The organism is Streptomyces sp. NBC_00271 (genome assembly GCF_036178845.1).
In the GTDB taxonomy this organism is placed as follows: Bacteria; Actinomycetota; Actinomycetes; order Streptomycetales; family Streptomycetaceae; genus Streptomyces.
Window position 1 is genome coordinate 3,535,334 of the sequence record NZ_CP108070.1, and the last position, 16,866, is coordinate 3,552,199.

The 16,866-nt window shown below is 69.3% G+C and carries 13 protein-coding genes; all 13 read right to left on the bottom strand.

What is annotated here, in order from left to right; translation table 11 throughout:
* Entirely contained in the window at positions 1-945 is a 945-nt protein-coding gene (locus tag OG798_RS16540) for a hypothetical protein (protein ID WP_328757261.1), read from the bottom strand.
* Positions 946-1,046: 101 nt separating this feature from the next.
* A complete protein-coding gene (gene pgi / locus OG798_RS16545; protein WP_328757262.1) occupies positions 1,047-2,699 on the bottom strand; it encodes a glucose-6-phosphate isomerase in 1,653 nt (550 codons plus the stop codon).
* 72 nt (positions 2,700-2,771) lie between these two features.
* Positions 2,772-4,040: an MFS transporter gene (locus OG798_RS16550; protein WP_121416487.1), complete on the bottom strand. Its 1,269-nt coding sequence runs from the start codon at positions 4,038-4,040 to the stop codon at positions 2,772-2,774.
* A gap of 184 nt (positions 4,041-4,224) precedes the next feature.
* Positions 4,225-4,560, bottom strand: coding sequence for an RNA polymerase-binding protein RbpA (locus OG798_RS16555; RefSeq protein WP_095855286.1), 336 nt, complete (start codon positions 4,558-4,560; stop codon positions 4,225-4,227).
* Between the two features lie 236 nt (positions 4,561-4,796).
* A complete protein-coding gene (gene secG / locus OG798_RS16560; protein WP_031143845.1) occupies positions 4,797-5,033 on the bottom strand; it encodes a preprotein translocase subunit SecG in 237 nt (78 codons plus the stop codon).
* 125 nt (positions 5,034-5,158) lie between these two features.
* Positions 5,159-5,935: a triose-phosphate isomerase gene (gene tpiA, locus OG798_RS16565; RefSeq protein WP_095855285.1), complete on the bottom strand. Its 777-nt coding sequence runs from the start codon at positions 5,933-5,935 to the stop codon at positions 5,159-5,161.
* 6 nt (positions 5,936-5,941) lie between these two features.
* Positions 5,942-7,153, bottom strand: a complete 1,212-nt coding sequence (locus OG798_RS16570; protein WP_095855284.1) for a phosphoglycerate kinase — start codon at positions 7,151-7,153, stop codon at positions 5,942-5,944.
* Positions 7,154-7,281: 128 nt separating this feature from the next.
* Positions 7,282-8,292, bottom strand: coding sequence for a type I glyceraldehyde-3-phosphate dehydrogenase (gap, locus tag OG798_RS16575; RefSeq protein WP_054235924.1), 1,011 nt, complete (start codon positions 8,290-8,292; stop codon positions 7,282-7,284).
* Between the two features lie 190 nt (positions 8,293-8,482).
* Positions 8,483-11,440, bottom strand: a complete 2,958-nt coding sequence (locus OG798_RS16580) for a M14 family metallopeptidase (protein ID WP_267061471.1) — start codon at positions 11,438-11,440, stop codon at positions 8,483-8,485.
* Between the two features lie 163 nt (positions 11,441-11,603).
* Entirely contained in the window at positions 11,604-12,593 is a 990-nt protein-coding gene (gene whiA / locus OG798_RS16585) for a DNA-binding protein WhiA (protein ID WP_010987695.1), read from the bottom strand.
* Positions 12,584-13,654: a gluconeogenesis factor YvcK family protein gene (locus tag OG798_RS16590; protein ID WP_328757263.1), complete on the bottom strand. Its 1,071-nt coding sequence runs from the start codon at positions 13,652-13,654 to the stop codon at positions 12,584-12,586. The genes whiA and OG798_RS16590 overlap by 10 nt, the downstream gene beginning before the upstream one ends.
* Positions 13,651-14,664, bottom strand: coding sequence for an RNase adapter RapZ (rapZ, locus tag OG798_RS16595; protein ID WP_097226258.1), 1,014 nt, complete (start codon positions 14,662-14,664; stop codon positions 13,651-13,653). The genes OG798_RS16590 and rapZ overlap by 4 nt, the downstream gene beginning before the upstream one ends.
* Positions 14,661-16,826 carry an excinuclease ABC subunit UvrC gene (gene uvrC, locus OG798_RS16600; RefSeq protein WP_267061473.1) on the bottom strand — a complete coding sequence of 722 codons (2,166 nt, stop codon included), beginning with the start codon at positions 16,824-16,826 and terminating at the stop codon, positions 14,661-14,663. Before uvrC ends, rapZ begins: the two co-directional genes overlap by 4 nt.
* Between the last annotated feature and the right edge of the window lie 40 nt (positions 16,827-16,866).

Consider the following 16,866-nt stretch of genomic DNA (forward strand, 5'->3'; position numbering starts at 1 on the left):
TCAGAACCCGTGCGGGTTCTGCTGGTTGTACGGGTTCTGTGGTCCTTGGTTGTAGGGGTTCTGCGGGCCTTGGTTGTACGGGTTCCGCTGCCCCGGCGCATAGGGGTTGCCCTGGTTGTACGTGTACGCCGGACCCGGCCCGTACGGGTTGCCCTGCGGCGGGAGGTACCCGTACGGCGGGGCGGGCGGAGCCGACGGGACAGGCGGAGGCAGTGTGGCCGGATGTGCCCCCAGCCGTATCCCGTGCCGCCTGCGCAACCGGTACATCTCCAGCGCGGCAATCGCCGTGACCGTCACCGGCGCCCCCAGAATGAAGACGACCCCCATCCCGAGACTGAGCCCGTGCAGATCCCCCGTGGCGAGGTCAGGAAGGGCCATCAGCCACGTCGTCACGGTGGCGAGCAACGGCGGCAGACACCGATGCACCGCGGCCGTACCGAAGAAGTTGCCGGACACCTTCACCGCACCCGAGCCGACGAACCCGGTCAGCCAGATCGCCACCAGCCCCAGCACCAGGGCGAATCCTCCGACCCCGGCGGCAAGCCACCACGTCAGCACCGTCAGGACGATGGACCCGACGAAGGCCAGCAGCAGCTTGAACGAGTTGCCGAGCGGCACCCGCAGCTGCCGGACCGTCCCGGTGCGCCGCCAGACGAGGAGCATCGCCCCGACGGTCAACGGCGTGATGAACAGCAGCACGACGGACGCCGTCAGCATGTTCTGCAGCATCTCCGTGAAGGCGAACCCGCCTTGCACGAAGGTGTAGACACCGACCGCCGCGACCGCCCCGGCGATGACCCGTACCCGCTTGAGCCGCTCCACCCCCGGATCGACCGCCTCCGGGATCCACGCCGGATGGAACACCGCCTCCGCGACCCGCTTCGGCTTCAGGAACGACCTCGCCGTCAGCCTGCCGCCCGTCCAACTCCCTCGCGAACCAGTCAACTTCCGCTCCCCCGAGCCTTCATCCGCTTGATCGCCCGGGAGTCTACGGGAAGCGGGCGGACTCCCACCGCCCGCTTTCCGTGACCCACGCGCGACCGCGCCTACCGGCCGCGCAGCTCTCGGTACTTCGCGACGAGCGCCTTCGTCGACTCGTCCAGGCCCGGCACGTCCGCACCCTCGGTCAGCGCGGGTTCGACCCGCTTGGCGAGGACCTTGCCGAGCTCGACACCCCACTGGTCGAAGGAGTCGATGTTCCAGACCGCGCCCTGGACGAACACCTTGTGTTCGTAGAGGGCGACCAACTGGCCGAGCACCGAGGGCGACAGCTTCCTCGCGAGGATCGTCGTCGTCGGGTGATTGCCCTTGAACGTCTTGTGCGGGACCAGTTCCTCGGCCACGCCCTCGGCGCGCACCTCGTCCGGCGTCTTGCCGAAGGCGAGGGCCTGGGTCTGCGCGAAGAAGTTCGCCATCAGCAGGTCGTGCTGGGCGACCAGGCCCGGCAGCAGATCGGCGACCGGCTCGGCGAAACCGATGAAGTCCGCCGGGATCAGCTTCGTGCCCTGGTGGATGAGCTGGTAGTAGGCGTGCTGCCCGTTGGTGCCGGGCGTCCCCCACACGACCGGGCCGGTCTCCCACTCCACGTCGTGCCCGTCGCGCTCCACGGACTTGCCGTTGGACTCCATGTCCAGCTGCTGCAGATACGCCGTGAACTTGGACAGGTAGTGCGAGTACGGCAGCACCGCGTGCGACTGGGCGTCGTGGAAGTTGCCGTACCAGATGCCCAACAGGCCCATCAGCAGAGGCACATTGGTCTCGGCGGGCGCGGTGCGGAAGTGCTCGTCGACGAGATGGAACCCGTCGAGCATCTCCCGGAAGCGGTCCGGCCCGATCGCGATCATCAGGGACAGACCGATCGCGGAGTCGTATGAGTAGCGTCCGCCGACCCAGTCCCAGAACTCGAACATGTTGGCCGTGTCGATACCGAAGTCGGAGACCTTCTCGGCGTTGGTCGACAGCGCCACGAAGTGCTTGGCCACGGCCTCCTGATCGGCCTTCAGCTCGGTCAGCAGCCAGTTGCGCGCGGAGGTCGCGTTGGTGATCGTCTCGATCGTGGTGAACGTCTTCGAGGCGATGATGAACAGCGTCTCGGCCGGGTCGAGGTCGCGGACGGCCTCGTGCAGGTCGGCGCCGTCCACGTTCGACACGAACCGCACGGTCAGCGAGCGGTCGGTGAAGGCCCGCAGCGCCTCGTACGCCATCGCCGGGCCGAGGTCGGAGCCGCCGATGCCGATGTTCACGACGTTCTTGATGCGCTTGCCGGTGTGACCGGTCCACTCACCCGAACGGACCCGCTCGGCGAAGTCGGCCATCTTGTCGAGCACGGCGTGCACGGCCGGGACGACGTTCTCCCCGTCGACCTCGATCACGGCGTCGCGCGGGGCGCGCAGCGCCACGTGGAGCACGGCCCGGTTCTCGGTGACGTTGATCTTCTCGCCGCGGAACATGGCGTCCCGCAGCCCGAAGACGTCGGTCGCCGCTGCCAGCTCGCGCAGCAGCCGCAGCGTGTCGTCGGTGACCAGGTGCTTGGAGTAGTCGACGTGCAGATCGCCGACCTGGAGGGTGTACCCGGTTCCGCGCCCGGGGTCGGTTGCGAACAGGTCCCGCAGATGGGTCTCCGCGAGCTCCTCGCGGTGCTTGGCCAGAGCGGTCCACTCGGGCGTCTGGTTGAGCCTGGCACGGCTGTCTGCGTTCATCTCTGGCTTCCGCCTTCTTTCCTGCGTGTGCTGCTGCTTGCCTCGCCCCACTGCCGGTCCCAACCTAATTGATCAGGGCTTGACGTGAGCTGTCGTAGCGCCGTCGTCCGGCTCAACAACAGATACGTCCGGCAGATGCGCGGGTATCAGCGAGGTGACGGCGAGCCCGAAGAGGACGGCCGCGAACAGCGCGGGTCCGTTCAGTCCGTAGGCACCCGCCACGGCGCCGCCGAGCAGGGCGCCGACCGGGGCACCGGAGGTGGAGGCGGTGCGGAACGCGGAGCTGACGCGGCCCACCATGGCTGCCGGGCTGCGTTGCTGCATCAGCGTGACCTGGTTGACGTTCCACACCATGCCCATCAGTCCGAGCAGTGCCATGCCCGCGAGGAGTGCACCCAGGTGGCGGACGGTGCCGAGGAGTACCAGGGCCGCCGTCTGGACGCATCCGCACAGGAGCAGGCTCCGTACCCGCCCGATCCGGCGCGCGATCCACTGGGCCGGCACTCCCCCGGCCAGGGATCCGGCCGAGTAGGCCGTCATCGCGGCCGCGAAGCCCGCGTTTCCCGCGTGCAGCCAGCCGGTCACGTGCAGGACCAGCGTGGCGATCAGGGCACCCATGCCGATGTTGCACAGCAGGGTGGCCGTGCAGACCGCGCGCAGCACCCTGTCGTGCCACAGGGTGCGCACTCCTTCGGCCACCTCCGCCCGCAGGGTGCTCCCGGCGGGCCGGGGCTCCCGCTCGGGCGCCCGGATCCGCAGGGAGGCCACGAGGGCCGCTGCCAGCAGATAGGTGACCGCGTCGGCCGCGAACGGCGCGGCGGCCCCGAGGGTGAGCAGCAGCGGCACGAAGGGGCCGGCCAGGAAGCCGCCGGCGAGCTGCTGGCCGGTCATCAGCCTGGCATTGGCGCTGCCCAGGGTCTCCTTGCCGACCAGGGAGGGCAGCAGGGCCGTGGACGCGTTGTCGAACAGCGTCTGGAGGGTGGTCAGGGCGAAGGCGAGCGCGATCAGCAGGCCGATCGTGGCGTGGCCGAGCCCGACGGCGAGGGCGAAGCAGGCCACCAGCCCGCCGCGTACGGTGTCGACGGCCCACATCGCCCGCCGCTGGTCCACCCGGTCCGCGACCGCGCCGCCCAGCAGCCCGAAGAGGAGCCAGGGGAGGTAGCCGCAGGCCGTGACGGAGGCGATGACGAGCGGATCGTCCGTGAGCCGCACGGCGAGCAGCGGCAGCGCGGCGGTGCGCAGGGCATCCCCGAAGCGCGAGACCACCGCCGCGCTCCACAGGCGCCCGAATCCCCCGCGCCACGTAGGTGCCCGCACCCCCGCCGCCTCGACCGTCGTCACAACGCCCCCTCTGGTTCCGCCACTTCAAGAACCGTAGAGGGCACCACTGACAATCGGCTCGCGACGGCGCCGCGGACGCTCCGTGACCGGGTCGGCACGGTGGCGCGACCCGGCGGCGCGCCCGCGACCCGGCGTACGAAACACGTCCGGCCAGGCACCTCGGTGCCCGGCCGGTTCTCAACTCCTAGATCTCGCCCCGCAGTTTGGCGAGCGCCTCGGCGAGGATGGCCTCGCCGTCCGCGTCGCTGCGCCGCTCCCGTACGTACGCGAGGTGCGTCTTGTACGGCTCGGTGCGCGGCGGGTCCGGCGGGTTGTCCTGGTCCTGTCCGGCGGGAAAGCCGCAGCGCGGGCAGTCCCAGGTGTCGGGAACCTGCGCGTCGCTGGCGAAGCTGGGCACCGTCTCGTGCCCGTTGGAGCACCAGAAGGAGATGCGCAGCCGCGGCGCGGACTCGCCGCGCTCGGCCTCGCCCATCGGCCCCGCCCCGACCCGGCTTCCTCGGATCGCGTTGCCACTTGCCACGGTCGTAACTCCCTGCGTGATGGTGCCGCGAAGCGAGTCGGCGTGACGCTTCGCTGCGAGCGCCTCAGTCTACGTAAGGCCCAACGCGCGTCCAGTGATTGGAGTTACACCCCGGCCCCTAGACGCAAGCCCCATGATAGGCCGCGCCTGGGGGCGCGTACCGGACATGGGGCCTTACGTGCGGATTGTGCTTGCGTAATGTGCAGTTGTGCTGCTGTACCGATGCCGGTCGGTGATCAGTTGTTGACCTTCATCAGGATGCCGAGCACGACAATGGACGCGAACCAGAGCAGACCGACCACCACGGTGATGCGGTCGAGGTTGCGCTCGGCGACCGAGGAGCCACCGACGGACGACTGCATGCCGCCACCGAACATGTCGGAGAGACCGCCGCCCTTCCCCTTGTGCATCAGCACCAGCAGCATCAGCAGCAGGCTGAAGACGATCAGGGCGATCGAGAACCCCAAAACCACGGCTGGACCAACTTCCTCGGAACTGAATGGACGACGGGGGCCGAAGCCTACTGGGTGAGCACCTCAAGCCCACTCCGAAGGCCACGACCCCCGCAAGGGTACGACGAATCGCCGCTAGCGCATACTTACTGGTCGCGGAAGCGGACGATCTTGACGAACTCGTCGGCGTCCAGAGAGGCACCGCCTACCAGGGCGCCGTCGATGTCGGGCTTCGCCATGATCTCCGCGACATTGCCGGACTTCACGGAGCCGCCGTACTGGATGCGGACCTGGTCGGCCACTTCCTGGGAGTACAGCTCGGCCAGCCGGGCGCGGATCGCCGCGCAGACCTCCTGAGCGTCGTCGGAGCCGCAGACCTTGCCGGTGCCGATGGCCCAGACCGGCTCGTACGCGATCACGATCGACTCGGCCTGCTCGGCCGGGACGTCCTTGAGACCCCCGTCGACCTGGGAGAGCGTGTGCGCGACGTGGTTGCCCGCCTCGCGGACGGCCAGCTCCTCGCCGACGCACAGGATCGGGGTCAGGCCGTGCTTGAAGGCGGCCTTGATCTTGGCGTTGACGATCTCGTCGGTCTCGTTGTGGTACTGCCGGCGCTCGGAGTGGCCGATCGCCACGTACGTGCACTTCAGCTTGGACAGCATCGGGCCCGAGATCTCGCCGGTGTAGGCACCGGAGTCCTGCGCCGAGAGGTCCTGGGCGCCGTACTTGATCTTGAGCTTGTCGCCGTCGACCAGGGTCTGCACGGAGCGCAGGTCGGTGAAGGGCGGCAGGACGGCGACCTCACAGGCCTCGTAGTCCTTGTCGGCCAGGGCGAAGGCGAGCTTCTGGACGTGCGCGATGGCCTCGAGGTGGTTGAGGTTCATCTTCCAGTTGCCCGCCATCAGCGGCATACGGGTCGTCATGCGGGGTCAGTCCTCCAGTGCGGCGAGGCCGGGGAGCGTCTTGCCCTCGAGGTATTCGAGGGAGGCGCCGCCACCGGTCGAGATGTGACCGAAAGCCTTCTCGTCGAAGCCCAGGATGCGGACGGCCGCGGCGGAGTCGCCACCGCCGACGACCGTGAAGGCCTGGGAGTCGACGAGGGCCTGGGCGACCGCCTTGGTGCCCTCGGCGTAGTCGGGGTGCTCGAAGACGCCCATCGGACCGTTCCAGAAGACGGTGGCCGCGTCGGCGAGCTTCGAGGCGTACAGCTTGCGGGTCTCCGGACCGATGTCCAGGCCCTCCTGGTCGGCCGGGATGGCGTCCGCGGCGACGGTGGTGGGGTTGGCGGGGGCCTTGGTCTTCAGGTCCGGGAACTCCGGAGCGACCAGGACGTCGACGGGGAGGACCAGCTCGACGCCGTTCTTCTCCGCGCGGTCCATGTACTCCTTGACGGCCGGAACCTGGTCCTCCTGAAGGAGGGAGATGCCGACCTCGTACCCCTTGGCCTTGAGGAAGGTGTACGCCATGCCACCGCCGATGAGCAGACGGTCGGCCTTGCCGAGCAGCTGGTCGATGACGGCGAGCTTGTCGGAGACCTTGGCGCCGCCGAGCGCGACGACGTACGGGCGCTTGACGTCCTCGGTGAGCTTCTTCAGGACGTTGACCTCGGTGGCGATGAGGTAGCCCGCGTAGTGCGGAAGGCGCGCCGGGAGGTCGTACACGGAGGCGTGCTTGCGGTGCACGGCACCGAAACCGTCGCCTACGTAGACGTCGGCCAGGGCGGCGAGCTGGTCGGCGAACTCGCCGCGCTCGGTGTCGTCCTTGGACGTCTCGCCCGGGTTGAAGCGCAGGTTCTCGATCACGGCGACCTGGCCGGGCTGGAGGCCGTTCACGGCGTCGTGGGCGGCGGGGCCGACGGTGTCCTGGGCGAACGCCACGGGGGCGCCGAGCAGTTCACCCAGACGCTCGGCGGGCTGCAGCAGGGAGAACGCCGGGTCCGGGGCGCCCTTGGGGCGGCCCAGGTGCGAGGCGACGACCACCTTGGCGCCCGCTTCGGCGAGGGCCTTGATGGTGGGCAGGACGGCGCGGATACGGCCGTCGTCGGTGATGAGGCCGTCGGCGAGCGGCACGTTGAGGTCGGCGCGGACGAAGACCCGCTTGCCGTCCACGCCTTCGGCGAGAAGTTCGTCGATCGTCTTCATAAAGGGACTCCTAGGAGGGCTCTGTTGTCCGGGAGGGCTGATCGATCCGTGCACAGAGCAGGGCTCGGACAACGCGGCTGTGCGCTGCCCGAGCCCTGCTCTCACATCAGAGGTGCCTGCTCCGGGACTTAGAGCTGGCCGCCGACGAAGACCGTGAGGTCGACGAGGCGGTTGGAGTAGCCCCACTCGTTGTCGTACCAGCCGAGGATCTTCACCGAGTTGCCCTCCTGAACCATCGTCAGGGAGGAGTCGAAGGTGCAGGAGGCCGGGTCGCCGACGATGTCCGAGGAGACGATCGGGTCCTCGGTGTAGGCCAGGTAGCCCTTGAGGTCGCCGTCGTCGGAGGCCTTCTTGAACGCGGCGTTGACCTCGTCCTTGGTGACCTCGCGCTGCAGGGTCACGACCAGGTCGGTGGCCGAGCCGGTCGGGACCGGGACGCGCATCGCGATGCCGTCGAGCTTGCCCTTGAGCTGCGGGAGGACCAGGGCGGTGGCCTTGGCGGCACCCGTCGTGGTCGGGATGATGTTCTCGGCGGCGGCGCGGGCGCGACGCAGGTCCGAGTGCGGGAAGTCCAGGATGCGCTGGTCGTTCGTGTACGCGTGGACCGTCGTCATCAGGCCCTTGACGATGCCGAAGTTCTCGTCGAGCACCTTGGCCATCGGCGCCACACAGTTGGTGGTGCAGGAGGCGTTGGAGATGATGTGGTGCTGCGCCGGGTCGTACTTGTCCTGGTTGACGCCCATCACGATGGTGATGTCCTCGTCCTTGGCCGGAGCCGAGATCAGGACCTTCTTGGCGCCGCCGGCGATGTGCTTCTCGGCGTCGGCCTTCTTGGTGAAGATGCCGGTCGACTCGATGACGATGTCGACGCCCAGCTCGCCCCACGGGATGTCGGCGGGGTTGCGCTCGGAGAGCACCTTGATGGTGTGGCCGTCGACGGTGATCGTGTCGGCGGTGTGCGACACCTCGGCCTTGAGGCGGCCCAGGATGGTGTCGTACTTCAGCAGGTGAGCGGTGGTCGCGGTGTCACCCAGGTCGTTGACAGCCACGATCTCGATGTCAGCACCCTGCTCCAGCAGCGCGCGGAAGTAGTTACGACCGATGCGGCCAAAGCCGTTGATGCCTACGCGGATCGTCACGAACCGATCTCCTCGTTAGGTACGCCGACTCAGTGCCGGCGAGTTGTATGGGATGTCCCCGACCGCCTACGACCCTACCTCCCCGAGGCGTCTGCGGTGACATCGAGATACCCCATACACGGCAGGGTGTTCCGTACCCACCAGTAGGGGTACGGAACACCCTCGGTGTTGACGCGATAGTCACACAGGGTTAGCTGTTCAGCGCCCCGAGCGCCTTCTTGATGAGGGTCGCGCGGTCGGCCGCCGCGGTGACGTGCTCCAGGCCGAAGCCCAGCAGCACCGTGTCGTCCGTGGTGACTCCGCCGTACGTCTTGAACAGCTCTCCATAGCGCGCCCAGTCCTTGAGCACGGAGGGGCTGCCCGGAGGCGGTCCGGAGGCGCTCCAGGGTCCGAGGGAGGTCTCGAAGCCCTCGGTTTCGGTGGCCGACCCGCCGACGACGAGTGCGGCGTTGTCCGCGAGGACGCCGTGGCCGCCGGTGTTCGGGTCGGTGATGTAGCTCAGCGACACCTCGACCGACTTGCCGGCGTACGCGCTGAGGTCGAAGTTGACCTGCTGCCAGCCGCTGGAGGCACCGGTGAAGCTGTTCCACGCCCCGCTGGTACCGGTGTTGGCGCAGCCGGTGGAACTCACGGTCAGGTACCGCTTGAGGAAGGGGTGCTCCCTGACCAGGAATCCGGCCTCGCACTCCGCCGGGACCGTGGTGCTGGTGGCGCCGCCCGCCTCGGGCAGCGTCGTCCAGTCGTCGGCCCCGGTGGTGTGGGCCTCGAGCACCGCGTGGTCGTAGCCGGGCTCGGTGTCCCACAGGAGCTGGGTGCGCAGCGTCGGCTTGTCGGCGGCACTGACACCGGTGAGGTCGATGGTCCGGGTGAGGCGCTTGTAGGCGTCGTCGGTGTGTACGGCGGCGGCCATGTACGAGCCCGCGTAGGGCCCGTACGGGTTGACGGTCCCGGCGAACTGGCCCGCTCCCGCGCTCGAGGCGAACTGCGGGTACTGCGCGGGCGCCAGCGAGTCCGAGGTGACGCCGTAAGTGCCCGCCGTGTTCAGCGGGTTGCCGGGCGCGTCGCCGAGCGCCCCCGTGAAGCCGGTGAGCTCCCCGGCGCCGGTGAATCCGTTGGCCCCCGGGGTGGACGTACGGGAGTAGGCGCCCAGGTAGTACTGGCTGAAGTCGTTCGAAAGGGTGCCTCCGCCGAGGTCGACGTTGCCGCCGGCCTGCTCGCCCGCCTCGATCAGCTTGCCGCCCTCGTTGAGGAAGGCCCGCAGCTGGAGCTGGGTGGCATTGCCCGGCCGGGCGGCGCCGGTGTAGTGGACGACCGTCTTGAAGTGGTCGAGCACGCCGAGCGCGTCGGGCGCGCCCAGGGTTGCCACGTCCCAGACGAGGGGCTTCCTGCCGTTGGCCTTCAGGGCGTCGACGTAGGCCTGGGACTGCGTGGCGGTCGCACCCTCCTCGGCGACGACCAGCGTGTCGGCACCGGGCCGCTGGGCCACGGTGTACGTGAAGTGCGTACTGGAGGTCTTCTTGCCGCTCTTGGTCTCACCGGTGAACCACACCTCGACCTTGTCACCGGGGTCGCCGTCCTTCACCTTGGCGCGGTACTCGTCGAAGTAGAGGTTGTCCTTGCCGCCGTAGGTCTCGCCGCCCTTCCAGGCCTTGAGGGCCATGTCCAGCGTGCGGCCGCCGTTGACGCGGTACTTGAGCTCCTTGTCGCGTACGGACTTGCGGACGACGACGGAGACTTCCTGGTCGGCCCCGCGGGAGTACGACGTCGTGAAGGGGGCCGGGGTGAAGTCGGCCGCGTCGAGGCCCACCGAGGACGACGGCCGGTCGGGGTGGGCCGCGGTCTCGGCGACGGAGAGCGCGAACGGGACGTTCTTCTCGAACTCCTGCTCGATCAGCTTCTCGTCGTCCGGGAAGGTGAAGATCGAGGCGCAGTCGGCCGCGTTCCAGGCGTCGTTCGGGTCGATGTCCGAGGCGGTCTCACAGGTCGACATCTCGGGGGTGAACATCGCCATGCCGTTGACGTTGCCCGCGTGGCCGTCCGCCTCGCCGTTGGTCGTGTAGAGCTCCGAGGAGACCTGGGGGTGGTAGCCCGGGATCGCGGAGTGCTCGGGGGTTCCGGCGAGCGCCTTGTAGAGCACGTCGTCCGGGGTGGGCGTCGCCACCTGCCAGCCCACTCCGTAGAGGAGCAGTTGGGCGGCGGAGTGGTAGTTGATGCCGTACGTGAAGCCGATCCGCTTCTCGAAGGCGTCGAGCGCCTTGGTCTCGGGCTCGGAGCCGGGGCTCGCCCCCCGATAGGTCTCGCTGGTGGGGTTGGGTGACGAACCCTCGTCGTCGTAGCCCCACTTGTAGGCGAAGTTGCGGTTGAGGTCGACGCCGTCACCGGTGGAGATGACCCCGTCGCCATTGACGTCCCGCAGGTTCTTGCGCCACTGGCGGGCGTCGGCGTCCTTGAACGTGTAGTCGTAGCCGTCGGGGTTGGCCGACAGGACGAACCACAGTTCGGTGGAGTCGACGATCTTCTTGATGCGTTTGTCCGTGGAGTAGTTGTCCAAGTAGTAGTGCATCAGACGCCGTGTCATCTCGGGCGTGATCCACTCGCGCGCATGCTGGTTGGACATGTACAGCACGGACGGCTTGGAGCCGTCCTTGGACTTCTTCGCGCCCTTGGTCAGTTTGAGCGCGAGGATGTCCTGGCCGTTGACCGTCTTGCCGATGGAGACGACCTTGGCGAGGTCGGGGTGGGCGGCGCCGGTCTTGACGATCTCCTCCTGGAGATTGCCCTTGCCGCTGTACGGGCGGAACACGCCCTGGGCCGCGTTCTCCACCCGCGCCTCGGCCTTGGCCGTCAGGGTGTGCTCGGTGAGGGCGACGCCCTGCTTCTGCAGCTTCTTGGCCTGCTGGTCGGTGACGTAGACCTCGACCGCGCTCTTGCCGTTCTTCCACGTCGCGTCGCCGAGTTCGTGGCCGTCCTGCCCGGCCGCGAGCAGCAGGGGTACCTGCTGCTTCGTGATCTCCGCGCGGAACACTTTCACGGCGTTCGCGTCGGGCTTGGGTGAACCGCCGTTCTGCGCCTGGGCGATGGGCGCCATGCCCGCACCGCCCAGCAGGAGCGCGCCCGTAGCGAGGATCGCTCTCGCTCTTCGTCTCATGAGCCCCCCTTGCGTGAGTCCGCCACAGCAGCGAACAGATGCCAGGCTCATGACACTTCATGGTCAAGTCAAGGGTGCCTCACAGGAACGCAAACGCTGGTGCCGACGTCCCAAGTGGACATCGGCACCAGCGTGTTGGACTTCCGGCGATCGATCGGACGGGTCAGCCCGCGAGGTTGTCCGCCATCTCCTCGGTGAGGTTCGACTCCGTGCCGGGGATGCCGAGATCCTGGGCCCGCTTGTCGGCCATCGCGAGCAGCCGCCGGATACGGCCGGCGACGGCGTCCTTGGTCAGCGGCGGGTCGGCGAGCGCGCCCAGCTCCTCCAGGGAGGCCTGCTTGTGCTCCATGCGCAGCCGTCCGGCGGCCGCGAGGTGCTCCGGCACCTCGTCCGCGAGGATCTCCAGGGCGCGCTGCACGCGGGCCCCGGCGGCGACGGCGGCACGGGCCGAGCGGCGCAGGTTGGCGTCATCGAAGTTGGCGAGCCGGTTGGCCGTGGCGCGGACCTCGCGGCGCATCCGCCGCTCCTCCCAGGCCAGCACCGACTCGTGCGCTCCGAGACGGGTCAGCAACGCGCCGATCGCGTCTCCGTCACGGACGACCACGCGGTCCACGCCGCGCACCTCGCGGGCCTTCGCGGCGATCGAGAGCCGACGGGCGGCACCGACGAGCGCGAGCGCCGCCTCCGGACCCGGGCAGGTCACCTCCAGGGAGGAGGAACGACCCGGCTCGGTGAGCGAGCCGTGCGCCAGGAACGCCCCGCGCCAGGCCGCCTCGGCGTCGCAGGTGGCCCCCGAGACCACCTGCGGCGGGAGGCCCCGGATCGGGCGCCCACGACCGTCCACGAGCCCCGTCTGACGGGCCAGCTGGTCGCCGCCCGCGACGACGCGTACGACATACCGGGAGCCGCGGCGCAGACCGCCGGGCGCCATCACGATCAGTTCGGAGCTGTGGCCGAAGATCTCCAGAATGTCCCGCTTCAGCCGGCGCGCCGCCATCGCGGTGTCCAGCTCCGCCTCGATCACAATCCGGCCGCTCACCAGGTGGAGGCCGCCGGCGAACCGCAGAATGGCGGAGACCTCCGCCTTTCTGCAGCAGGTCCGGGTGACGGGGAGCCGGGAAATTTCATCCTTCACCGCTGCCGTCATCGCCATGGGCCGATCCTTCCATGCATCCGAAAAATACGGTCGTACGCGGCGGCCAACAGCTCCGGGTCGTGCCGCGGAGATCCGTCGGTCCGGGCCACCGGCGCCAGCTCGACCGCGGCGCCGAACCGCTGGGCGGCGTCGGTGAGTGAGTCGCGATCGGGCACGGCGGCCTCGTCGGCCAGCACCACGTCCAGGGCGAGTTTAGGGGCGTGTCGTCCCAAAACCTCCAAATGACGCTGCGGGGAGAAGCCCTCGGTTTCTCCGGGCTGCGGGGCGAGGTTCAGGGAGAGTACCCGGCGCGCCTTCGTCTCGGTGAGCGCATCGAGGAGCTCGGGCACGAGAAGGTGCGGAATCACCGAGGAGAACCAGGAGCCGGGGCCGAGGACCACCCAGTCGGCGTCGAGGACCGCCGCCACGGCCTCGGGGACGGCGGGTGGGTCGGCGGGGACGACCTGCACGGACTGCACCTCGCCGGGGGTGAGGGCCACGGTCGCCTGTCCCCGTACGGTCTCCACGTCCTCGGGCCGCTCCGGGTCGTGCCCCTTGACCAGGGCCTGGAGCTCCAGGGGTACGGCGGACATGGGCAGCACCCGGCCGTGCGCGCCGAGCAGCCTGCCGACCAGGTCCAGGGCCTGGACATGGTCGCCGAGCTGTTCCCACAGGGCCACGATCAGCAGATTGCCGACCGCGTGCTCGTGCAGATCGCCCTGGGACTGGAAACGGTGCTGGATGACGCGGGCCCAGGTCTGGCCCCAGTCGTCGTCGCCGCACAGCGCGGCCAGGGCCTTGCGCAGGTCGCCGGGCGGCAGCACGCCCAGCTCGTCGCGCAGACGCCCGCTGGAGCCGCCGTCGTCGGCCACGGTGACGACGGCGGTGAGGTCGCCAGTGATCCGGCGCAGCGCGGCGAGCGAGGCGGACAGCCCCATGCCGCCGCCGAGGGCGACGACCTTGGGCTGGGCGCCGCGGCGGCGCGGCTTCCCGCCGCGCGCCTCGGCGGGCCTGTCGCCGCGTCCCTCGGAGGCGACCCGGCGCAGCCCGCTCAGCCGCAGTGCGGCACGTCCGGTCACTCGCGCCCCATGTCCCGGTGGACGACCACGGTCTCCACGCCCTGCGAGGCGAGGCGGGCGGCGAGCTTCTCGGAGGTGGCGACCGAGCGGTGCTTGCCGCCGGTGCAGCCGACCGCGATGGTCACATAGCGCTTGCCCTCGCGGCGGTAGCCCGCGGCGATGAGCTGGAGCAGCTCGGTGTAGCGGTCGAGGAACTCCTTGGCGCCGGGCTGGTTGAAGACGTATGCCGACACCTCCTCGTTCAGGCCGGTGAAGGGGCGCAGCTCCGGGACCCAGTGCGGGTTGGGCAGGAAGCGCATGTCCACGACCAGGTCGGCATCGACCGGAAGGCCGTACTTGAAGCCGAAGGACATGACGGTGGCCCGCAGCTCGGGCTCCTCCTCGCCCGCGAACTGGGCGTCCATCTTGGCGCGCAGCTCGTGCACGTTCAGGCTGGAGGTGTCGATGACCAGGTCGGCGTCGCCGCGCAGCTCGCGCAGCAGCTCGCGCTCGGCGTCGATGCCGTCGACGATGCGGCCGTCGCCCTGGAGGGGGTGCGGACGGCGCACGGACTCGAAGCGGCGCACCAGGGCCTCGTCGGAGGACTCCAGGAAGACGATCCGCCGGGTGACGTTCTTCGCCTCCAGGTCGGCGAGGGACTCGCGGAGGTTGTCGAAGAAGCGGCGGCCTCGTACGTCGACGACGACCGCGATCCTCGCCACGTTGCCCTGGGAGCGGGCGCCGAGCTCCACCATGGTGGGGATCAGCGCGGGCGGCAGGTTGTCGACGACGAACCAGCCGAGGTCCTCCAGACACTTGGCGGCCGTCGACCGGCCCGCCCCGGACATCCCGGAGATGATCACCAGCTCGGGGATGGCGGCTTCGGGCACCGCGGGCGTCTCCATCGTCGTACCCCCCTGGGTCTCGTCGGCGGCCTGTGGTGCGGCCGTCTCTCCGGTCTGCGGTCCGGCCGGCTGTTCGGCCGGTTGTTCGGTCTGTGCTGGGATCTCTTGTCGTTCGTTGTCGCTCATGTCTCCTGCCCCCGTCGCTCGTGTGAGGCGCCCGCGGTCACGGGCTCCTCCGGGGAGCCCGTGGTCGTACCGGACGCCCCGACTTCCTCGTCTTCCATGATCTCTCCAGTCGCCGTGTTCACGGCGGGTGCGGCCGGCGCCGCCTGGGCGAGGGCCACGGCGACCGCCTCGGCCGTCTTGCGGCCTATGCCGGGGACCTCGCAGATCTGGTCGATGGTCGCGGATCGCAGCTTTTTCACCGAGCCGAAGTGCTTGATCAGCGCCTGCTTGCGGGTCTCTCCGAGGCCCGGCACCTCGTCCAGTGGGCTCGCCTTGAAACGCTTGGCCCGCTTGGTGCGCTGGTAGGTGATGGCGAAGCGGTGGGCCTCGTCACGGACCCGCTGGAGCAGGTACAGGCCCTCGCTGGTGCGAGGCAGGACCACCGGATCGTCCTCGTGCGGCAGCCAGACCTCTTCCAGGCGCTTGGCGAGACCGCAGACGGCGATGTCGTCGATGCCGAGTTCGTCGAGGGCCCTCTTGGCCGCCGCGACCTGTGGCTGGCCACCGTCGACGACGACGAGCTGCGGAGGGTAGGCGAAGCGCTTGGGGCGGCCGTCCTCCTCGGTGAAGGCGTTCCCCGCGAAGGCGTTCCCCGTGGTGTCACCCTCCAGAGCGGCGTTCCCCAGGGGAGCGCCTTCGGTGGAGGTCCCGTCGGCGGAGACCCCGTCGCGGGGGGCCCCGTCGCCGGAGGCGTTCTCACCGTTCGTCCACTCGCCCGTCCGCTCCTTCTCGGCGAGATAGCGCCTGAAGCGGCGGGTGATCACCTCGTGCATGGAGCGGACGTCGTCCTGGCCCTCGAAGCCCTTGATCTGGAAGCGCCGGTACTCGCTCTTGCGCTGCAGCCCGTCCTCGAAGACGACCATGGAGGCGACCACGTCGTCCCCCTGGAGGTGCGAGATGTCGTAGCACTCGATTCGGAGCGGGGCACTGTCCAGGTCGAGGGCTCCGGCGATCTCCTCCAGGGCGCGCGAGCGGGTGGTCAGATCGGAGGCGCGCTTGGTCTTGTGCAGGCCGAGAGCCTGGAGCGCGTTGCGCTGCACGGTCTCCATGAGCGCCTTCTTGTCGCCGCGCTGCGGGATGCGGAGGGAGACGTTCGACCCGCGGCGCTCGGTCAGCCACTCCTGGACGGGCTCCACGGGGTCGGGCAGTGCCGGAACGAGCACCTCCTTGGGGACGGAGTCGCCCGTCTCCTCCCCGTAGAGCTGCTGCAGCGCGTGTTCGACCAGGTCACCGGTGGTGACGGCCTCCACCTTGTCGGTGACCCAGCCTCGCTGGCCGCGCACCCGGCCGCCACGCACATGGAAGATCTGCACGGCGGCTTCCAGCTCGTCCTCGGCGACGGCCATCAGGTCGGCGTCGGTCGCGTCGGCGAGCACGACCGCGTTCTTCTCCATGGCCTTCTTCAGGGCCTCGATGTCGTCGCGCAGACGGGCCGCCCGCTCGTACTCCATCTCCTCGGCCGCGTCCGTCATCTGCTGCTCGAGGCGGCGGATGTACGTCCCCGTACGGCCGGCCATGAAGTCGCAGAACTCCTCGGCCAGCTCACGGTGTTCCTCGGCGGAGACCCGCCCGACGCAGGGGGCGGAGCACTTGCCGATGTAACCGAGGAGGCAGGGGCGGCCGGTGCGGGCGGCGTTCTTGAAGACGCCCGCCGAACAGGTGCGGACCGGGAAGACGCGCAGCAGCAGGTCGACGGTGTCACGGATCGCCCACGCGTGCCCGTACGGACCGAAATAGCGCACGCCCTTGCGCTTGTGGCCGCGCATCACCTGCACCCGCGGAAACTCCTCGTTCATCGTCACCGCGAGGTAGGGGTAGCTCTTGTCGTCGCGGTACTTGACGTTGAACCGGGGGTCGAACTCCTTGATCCAGGAGTACTCCAGCTGCAGCGCCTCGACCTCCGTGGACACCACCGTCCACTCCACGGACGCGGCCGTGGTGACCATGGTGCGGGTGCGGGGGTGGAGGCCCGCCAGGTCCTGGAAGTAGCTGGCCAGGCGCTGGCGCAGGCTTTTCGCCTTTCCGACGTAGATCACCCGGCGGTGCTCGTCGCGGAATTTGTACACCCCGGGAGAGTCCGGGATCTGTCCCGGCTTGGGGCGGTAGCTGGAGGGGTCGGCCATGTCACACACCCTACTGGCGAGGGCTGACACCGCGACGACC

Excerpts from the sequence above, each read along its gene's own strand:
- rapZ (WP_097226258.1), bottom strand. The coding sequence starts at position 14,664 with ATGAGCGACAACGAACGACAAGAGATCCCAGCACAGACCGAACAACCG.
- pgi (WP_328757262.1), bottom strand. The coding sequence starts at position 2,699 with ATGAACGCAGACAGCCGTGCCAGGCTCAACCAGACGCCCGAGTGGACC.
- uvrC (WP_267061473.1), bottom strand. The coding sequence starts at position 16,826 with ATGGCCGACCCCTCCAGCTACCGCCCCAAGCCGGGACAGATCCCGGAC.
- OG798_RS16570 (WP_095855284.1), bottom strand. The coding sequence starts at position 7,153 with ATGAAGACGATCGACGAACTTCTCGCCGAAGGCGTGGACGGCAAGCGG.
- tpiA (WP_095855285.1), bottom strand. The coding sequence starts at position 5,935 with ATGACGACCCGTATGCCGCTGATGGCGGGCAACTGGAAGATGAACCTC.
- OG798_RS16580 (WP_267061471.1), bottom strand. The coding sequence starts at position 11,440 with ATGAGACGAAGAGCGAGAGCGATCCTCGCTACGGGCGCGCTCCTGCTG.
- whiA (WP_010987695.1), bottom strand. The coding sequence starts at position 12,593 with ATGGCGATGACGGCAGCGGTGAAGGATGAAATTTCCCGGCTCCCCGTC.